Source organism: Synechococcus sp. R3-13 (assembly GCF_047462195.1).
In the GTDB taxonomy this organism is placed as follows: domain Bacteria; phylum Cyanobacteriota; class Cyanobacteriia; order Thermostichales; family Thermostichaceae; genus Thermostichus.
The window spans coordinates 1-7,066 of sequence record NZ_JANSIO010000274.1 but is presented as its reverse complement, the minus strand read 5'-3'; the positions used below and the strand labels follow the sequence as shown (position 1 = coordinate 7,066).

Sequence of the window (7,066 nt, the reverse complement as noted above, 5' to 3'; positions counted from 1 at the left end):
TGGTGCGGGTCTCCAGCCCGAAAATTTGGTGACGAGGGGGCAGAGGTAAGGTCGAGGGTTGGGCAACGGTCAAATCAGGGAAAGGGGGAGCTGAGGTTTTGCTTTCCCCGTCGTGCAGCAACACATATAAAGCAAACACATATGAAGCAAGGGATCACCAACGACGTCAACGGCAAGGCAATCTCGAATGAGCTACGGACTTCTACAGCACTTCCCTTTGCCTCTCTTCATCGCTGGAGCCCTTCCGAGTTCAGCCGCCTAGCTAAGCTTTTGAATAGGAGCGATACGGGGATCCAAGATTTTCTGTTGACCGATAGCGGGAAACCTCACCGCAATCGTGACCCGTTCACCACTGCCGAACACATGGGTAATCTGGCCTTGTCCGAATTGGGGATGTTGCAAACGATCTCCAATCGCCCACTGTTCTGAACGGCTTTGGCGGCGATTGGGCCTGGCCTTGGGTGCATCTGAAAGGGACAGTCCACTGCCGTGGGAAAGCTGTCGAGAAGGGGCTCCGCGCCTGTCGGACTCGATCAACTCTTGAGGTAGCTCACTTAAAAATACGGAAGGAATGGCCGGTTCGCGGTTGCCGTAGAGCATCCTTTCCCTGGCGTGGCTGATATACAACTGCTCACGGGCACGGGTAATGCCCACGTAGCAAAGGCGTCGCTCTTCTTCCAAAGCAGCGGGATCCTCCAAAGCCCGGAAATTGGGAAATAGACCCTGTTCCACCCCCACCAAGAACACAACAGGAAACTCCAAACCTTTGGAAGAGTGCAACGTCATTAGCGAAACTTTCTCAGCGCCTTCCTGAAGGTTGTCCAAGTCGGAAGCCAAAGACACATTGCTCAAAAAAGCCTCAAGGCTGGGATCCTCCTGTTCTTCCTCGAATTGGCGAGCGGCATTGTAAAGTTCCATCACGTTGGCCGCTCTTTCTTCGGCTTCGTCTGTACCCTGCGCCTTGAGATCCTCCAAATAACCGGAATCCCGCAGCAGCCCTTCGATAAGGGTGGCGGCTGAGGTTTGAGAAGCCTGTCGATGCCAGTGCTGAATCAACTGAGCAAACTGAATGACAGGCTTAGCCGAACGGCCCGCCAAGCTACTTACAGAGGTTTCATCGCTGAGAATTGCCCACAAAGGCACGTTGAGAGCAGCCGCCGCTTCGGTCAGCTTGTCCAGGGTGGATTTGCCAATGCCACGGCGCGGCACGTTAATAATTCGCAGCAGGCTAAAGGAGTCGGCAGGGTTAGCCACAACCCGTAAATAGGCTAGGACATCCTTAATTTCTTTGCGGTCGTAAAATCGCAGTCCGCCCACCACCGTGTAAGGGATCCCCCACCGCAGCAAGACCTCTTCAAAAGGACGGGATTGAGCGTTGGTGCGGTAGAGAATGGCAAAATCTCCCCAGGAAAAAGCATTGGCATTTTGGCCGTGTAATCGTCGGATGGTATTGACGACAAACTCGGCCTCTGCAATCTCATCATCCGCCTGATGAAGAAGAATCGGATTTCCTTGCTGACGGGTTGGCCTGAGAACTTTATCAATGCGCTCTGTATTTTTCTCGATGAGAGCGTTAGCTGCCTGCAGAATGGTAGCTGTAGAGCGATAGTTCTCCTCCAGCTTGATCATGGTGCGGGTATCATCGTCCGGAAGACCATCGCCAAAGGTCTCTTGAAACTCCAGCAAGATGGTAAAATCTGCCCCGCGAAACCGATAGATGCTTTGATCGGCATCTCCCACCACAAAGATCGATCGGTTTCTCCAATCCAACCGAGATCTGCAGGTCTCGCCGTTGGTGGCCAACAGACGAATCAACTCATACTGAGTGCGGTTGGTGTCTTGGTATTCATCCACCAAAATGTGTCGAAATCGTTGGTGCCAGTAAGCCAACACCTGCTCGTTTTGTCGAAAAAGCTGCACTGGTATCCAAATCAAGTTATCAAAGTCCAGAGCATTGTTGGCTGCCAGTTGGTCTTCATAGATTTCGTAAACTTGGGCAATGGTACGGCCACGGAAGTTGGGCTGATTGCGCTCCAGGTCGGCAGGAGTCCAACCTTGGTTTTTGGCATTGCTAATGGCGTAGCGTACCGACCTTGGGTCAAACTTGCGCTCATCTAAGTTCAGTTGCTTGGTTACAATCTCCTTCACCAGGGATTGGGCATCTGATTCATCGAAGATCGAGAAGTGGCGAGTCCACTTGCGCCCCTTGGGATCCTGATATTTTTCGATCTCCAGGCGCAGGATCTGGGCAAATAAGCTGTGGAACGTGCCAATCCAAAGAGGCTTAATCCAGCGGTGGTAAACAGCAGATTTTAGTCGCGTTGCCTGGGCCGGCTCCAATTCCTCTAAGGGGATCCCAAATTGTTCTTGAGCTTCTTGTTCGGCAAAGAGCTGCTCAATGCGCTCTTTCATCTCACGGGCGGCCTTGTTGGTGAAGGTCACGGCCAAAATTTCTCCTGGATCCACCCGATAGTGGCGAACCAGGTAGGCAATGCGGTGGGTGAGGGCGCGCGTCTTGCCGGAACCTGCCCCCGCCACCACCAGCAGCGGGCCACAAAAGTGTTGCACCGCTTGCCGTTGAGAAGGGTTGAGGGCATCCAGCAAAGAGGCGTGAGTCATGGCCAGCAAACCAGAAACTGCCTTCCATTATGGGCACCAACCCAATGGGGATGAGAAGCCCAGAGGGCATTTTGGAGCACCAAAGATGAAGATCGGTTAAGATTTGGCCGGCCCGCTCCAGAGCTCCCCGCCATGAACCGAGTGCTGTCCTGCTGCTGTGCCCCGGCTAACCGCTGCTGGCTTTGCGTTCAAAAGAGACTTGTGGCTTTGGGGTTTGCCACCCTTGCCCTGCTTTCTCAAGGTGCGTTCGATCCCGCCCAAGCTGGCAACTGCCCCAGCAACGGCAACCCCAAAACATCTCTTGACCTCAAGGTGGAAAGCGTTTCTGGGGATCGGCTTGACCTAAGTCGGTATGAGGGCATTCAAGCGTTGATCTTGACCAACAGCCAAACCCGCTCGCAATCGGAAGCCCTCTCCAAAAGTTTGGCCCTGGAGTTTGGGCAAAACCCTCGGCTGCGCCAGATCGTGCTGGTGGATGGCAGGGGGCTGCTGCTGGTGCGCCACTTGGTTTTGCAGGCCATCCGGGAGAGTGTACCGACGGATCCCCGCCTGGTTTCTCCGTTTGTGTATGTCTCGGTCGATTTTGAGGGAGCAACCATCCAGAAGCTGCAAGAAATAGCCGCTGCAGCTTTGCCTGGGATCAATTTTCGCCGCCAGGCTGTTTTGTTGCTGTTGGACGGCCAGGGAACTCTTCTGAGTGGATTTGCCGACTTGGAGCAATCCAACCTCAGCATTCGCCGGTGCATTCGCACCCTCATCGGATAGTCCCACTTCCCTTTCACACCGGCAACGCCTCTCCTCTGCTGCTCTGGCCCAAGCCATTAAACTGGTCATACCGGTCATGTTGAAGCTTTGAGTCAACCGGTCGAACGACGGCTCTCTGTTCGCGGGATCCCATGCGCCGCCAGCTCAAAATCTTGAACCAAATCCTCGATTACAAGCTTGCCAACTTGCGGCTGTTTGGCCGAGCCGAGCTGAAGGGGCCTGTTCTCAACGTGCTGCTGGAACGGCTGCCGGGCGATGTGGTGGATACCCTGCAGGTGATGGAGGTGGTGCGCAGTGCGGTGGAAGCCTCTCTGCTGCAAGGGTTGCGCAAGGTCAACGTTTACCTTTGGTGCCGCGGACAAACTGAAGAAGCGCCGGAGTGGAGCGAAAGCTTTGCTGTAGAGCCATTGGTCTTGGCCCACCCCAAGGAGCTCCGAAGCCTTGCTTTCAACTATCGACAAGACTATCCCGGCATGCGGGTGCTGTTTTTCTGCCTGGGCCTTTGTCTGGGCGGCTTTTACCTGTTGGGGGGCTGGGAGCAGACAGGTTGGATCGATTGGATCCCCGTAGGACTGGCCTTCGCCTTGGGGGTGATCTTCCCCTGGCTCAAACGCTCCCTCAGCCAGTTTGTACACCCTCTATTTCTCCGCCTTGGCCTGGGCTTGGGCTTGGTCTTATTGGGCCTGGCAGTGGCGCTGATCTGGCGGCAGGGCTGGAGCGTTGCCTATGGGATCCTCGGCCTGCTGGCCATCCTCCTGTTGGGTCTGGGAGCCTAGTTCTCAACCGGCAGTGGTGCCGCTGAAGACGTGCAGGGCAGGGCCGGTCATCCACACATGCTGTGTGCTCGGATCCCAGCGAATTTCCAGATTTCCTCCCGGCAGTTCTACTGTAGCTTGCGATTCTGCGCGCTCCTCCAAAACAGCAGCCACCAAAACAGCACAGGCACCCGTCCCACAAGCCAGCGTTGCCCCTGCTCCCCGCTCCCAAACCCGTAGGCGCAGACGAGTCGGGCTGAGCACCTGCACAAATTCGGTGTTGGTGCGCTCAGGAAAGGCCGGATGATGCTCAAACAGGGGGCCCACAACTGCCAAGTCCAGCTCCTCCAGGGATCCCTCTTCTTCCAGGAAGACCACACAATGGGGGTTGCCCATGCTCACCGCCGTCACCCGCCACTCTCGCCCGGCCACTGCAAGCGGCTGCCGAATGACCTTCTCATCCGGTTCGACCAAGGTGGTGGGGATCTGCTTGGCCAAAAGGCGAGGGATCCCCATGTCCACTGTGACCAGCCCATCTGCCCGCACCTGCGGCACGATTCGCCCCGCCAAGGTGTGGATCTGGTAGGCGCCATCCCGACCTGGGATCCCCAAGTCCTGCAGAAAGCGGGCCAAACAGCGGATCCCATTGCCGCACATCTCCGCCTCGGAACCGTCGCTGTTGAAGAGGCGCATGCTGAAATCTGCCCCCTCCTGCCCTGGCAGCAGGAAGATAACCCCATCGGCTCCCACCCCAAAGCGGCGATTGCAAAGGGCAACGGCCTCTTCCGGGCTCAAGCAGGGCTGAGACTGCCGGCGGTTGTCCACCAAGATAAAATCGTTCCCCAACCCCTGGTACTTGTGAAAGGAGAGACGGGGGGTCAACCGAGCAGACATTTACCCAGATATCCCAACGACAGGCCTTAATCCTCGTGCATCTCGTAGGGATCCTGCAAGTCCTTGGAAGGGGGGCCAAAGGCCGTGTAGATGGCAAACGCAGTGATGCAGATGGTAACTGCCGCAATCGCCACAATCAGGGAAAAGGTGGGCTCCATATCGTTGTCTTTGATCCTGAGAGTATTCGACTACAGTATTACACAAGTTTACAATTCATTGCCCAAGACAAAAAGGTTCGGCCAGATTCTGATAGCGTGATTTTAAAAGGCGGCTGCTTTGGCGGTGCTGAGCACCAGGGATCCGCCTTCGAGCCTGCTATCTTCGACTTCGTCAACGTGTTCGGTTTCTAAGCGAGAACCTATGGCCATTCGTACCAAACTGGGCGATCTGCTGCGTCCTCTCAACTCGGAATACGGCAAAGTGGCTCCCGGCTGGGGCACTACGCCCCTGATGGCGGTCTTCATGGCCCTATTCGCCGTCTTTTTGTTGATTATCCTGCAGATCTACAACAAGTCGCTGCTTTTGGAAGACATCAACGTTTCTTGGGAGAGCCTCAGCTTCTGAGTTCCCCAGCCCTACTCTGGAGAAAATCCCCGTCCCGCCAGACGGTTGCAAGCGGGATCAAGGCAGCTCCTCTTCTCCTCCGAGCCGATGCCTTCAGGGTGCTGGCTCCAGGCGCAGCAGGGATCCATTCGGGGCGTCCGTCAACAGGTAAAGGAGTCCATCCGGCCCCTGCCGCACATCGCGAATGCGGCCCACCGCCCTCTCTAAGAGACGCTCTTCTGCCACCACGCGCTCTCCATCCAGTACCAGACGGGCCAAGTGTTGCCCGGCCAGCGCCCCCACAAACAGGTTGCCCCGCCATTCGGGGAAAGCCTCCCCTGTGTAGAAAGTCATGCCGGAAGGGGCAATTGAGGGTGTCCAGTGCAGCAGGGGCGAAGCCAATCCAGGAGCTGCCGCCAGTCCTTGGCCGACGGGTTCTCCCGTATATTCTCGACCGTGGGTGATCAAGGGCCAGCCGTAGTTGACGCCGGGGGCCAAGATGTTGATCTCGTCCCCACCCTGCGGCCCATGCTCGTGGAACCAAATCGCTCCCGTCTCGGGGTGGCGGGCCATTCCCTGAATGTTGCGGTTGCCGTAGGTAAAAATTGCCGGCAAAGCCCCCGCTCGGCCGACAAATGGGTTGTCCGCCGGGATCCCTCCTGAATCAGTGACGCGCAACACCTTGCCGGCAGCATCCCCCAGATCCTGGGCCCGATGCCGCTCTCCGCGGTCGCCGGTGCTGATGTAGAGAAATCCCTGTTCATCAAAGGCCAGGCGGGAGCCAAAGTGCTGTTGAGCGGGGGTCTTGCGCTCCATGTCGAAAATCACCTCCAGATCCTGGAGTCCCTTCTCCCCCAAGCGGGCCCGCGCCACTCGGGTTCCCCCGCCGCCCGGCCCAGGAGCGGCATAGGACAGGTAAATCCAGCCGTTCTCCGCGTAATTAGGGTGCAAGGCAATGTCCAGCAGGCCCCCCTGTCCGCGGGCAAATACTTCTGGCACACCGGCTATGGGCTGGGGATCCAACCCCTGGTCGGTAACCCGGCGCAGCCGGCCTGGTCGTTCGGTTACCACGATTGTCCCATCTGGCAGAAAGGCCATCCCCCAAGGGTGCTCCAAACCCTGGGCCAAAGTAACCACCCGAAACGCTTGCTCCGTTCTGGCCCTGGGCAAGGCTTGGGCATGATCCCCCTGTTGCAGGGTCATCACCATCTCCGGGCTGACCGGGTAGGCCGCCACGACAGCGGGGACGGACACCCCCCCAAAAAGCAGCAGTGAGGAGAGAAGCTTGATCACCGGGATCCTCATGGCCATTGCCGCCTCGTTTTCGCGATGGATTCTGGGATCTGAGCTAACCGATTATTGCCGCTGCTCTTCTGGAGAGGGGTACCGATGAGGGTAAAACCCACTGCGGACCAGAGTGGGCAACCCGCTGTTCCCTCCCGGCCATAGGCTAGCCTTGAGAGCATGCCTCTAACCCCCAAAACCCTGAA

At 57.1% G+C, this 7,066-nt stretch carries 7 protein-coding genes; 3 read left to right on the top strand and 4 right to left on the bottom strand.

Going from position 1 to position 7,066, the window contains the following annotated elements; genetic code table 11:
- Window positions 1-258 precede the first annotated feature (258 nt).
- Window positions 259-2,619: a DNA helicase PcrA gene (gene pcrA / locus NW856_RS08575; protein ID WP_414399838.1), complete on the bottom strand. Its 2,361-nt coding sequence runs from the start codon at window positions 2,617-2,619 to the stop codon at window positions 259-261.
- A gap of 201 nt (window positions 2,620-2,820) precedes the next feature.
- On the opposite strand from pcrA, the gene NW856_RS08570 reads away from it, so the two are divergent.
- A complete protein-coding gene (locus NW856_RS08570; protein WP_414399837.1) occupies window positions 2,821-3,384 on the top strand; it encodes a hypothetical protein in 564 nt (187 codons plus the stop codon).
- A gap of 131 nt (window positions 3,385-3,515) precedes the next feature.
- Window positions 3,516-4,160, top strand: a complete 645-nt coding sequence (locus tag NW856_RS08565; protein WP_414375245.1) for a hypothetical protein — start codon at window positions 3,516-3,518, stop codon at window positions 4,158-4,160.
- A 3-nt stretch (window positions 4,161-4,163) separates the two neighbouring features.
- Here NW856_RS08565 and dapF read toward each other — a convergent pair whose 3' ends face one another.
- Window positions 4,164-5,033: a diaminopimelate epimerase gene (dapF, locus tag NW856_RS08560; RefSeq protein ID WP_414399836.1), complete on the bottom strand. Its 870-nt coding sequence runs from the start codon at window positions 5,031-5,033 to the stop codon at window positions 4,164-4,166.
- A 26-nt stretch (window positions 5,034-5,059) separates the two neighbouring features.
- A complete protein-coding gene (gene psbN, locus NW856_RS08555; RefSeq protein WP_011432995.1) occupies window positions 5,060-5,191 on the bottom strand; it encodes a photosystem II reaction center protein PsbN in 132 nt (43 codons plus the stop codon).
- A 202-nt stretch (window positions 5,192-5,393) separates the two neighbouring features.
- Here psbN and psbH point away from each other — a divergent pair, with 202 nt between their 5' ends.
- A complete protein-coding gene (gene psbH / locus NW856_RS08550; protein ID WP_414331336.1) occupies window positions 5,394-5,597 on the top strand; it encodes a photosystem II reaction center phosphoprotein PsbH in 204 nt (67 codons plus the stop codon).
- A 93-nt stretch (window positions 5,598-5,690) separates the two neighbouring features.
- Here the strand turns inward: psbH and NW856_RS08545 are convergent, their stop codons facing one another.
- Window positions 5,691-6,887, bottom strand: coding sequence for a PQQ-dependent sugar dehydrogenase (locus tag NW856_RS08545; protein WP_414399835.1), 1,197 nt, complete (start codon window positions 6,885-6,887; stop codon window positions 5,691-5,693).
- Between the last annotated feature and the right edge of the window lie 179 nt (window positions 6,888-7,066).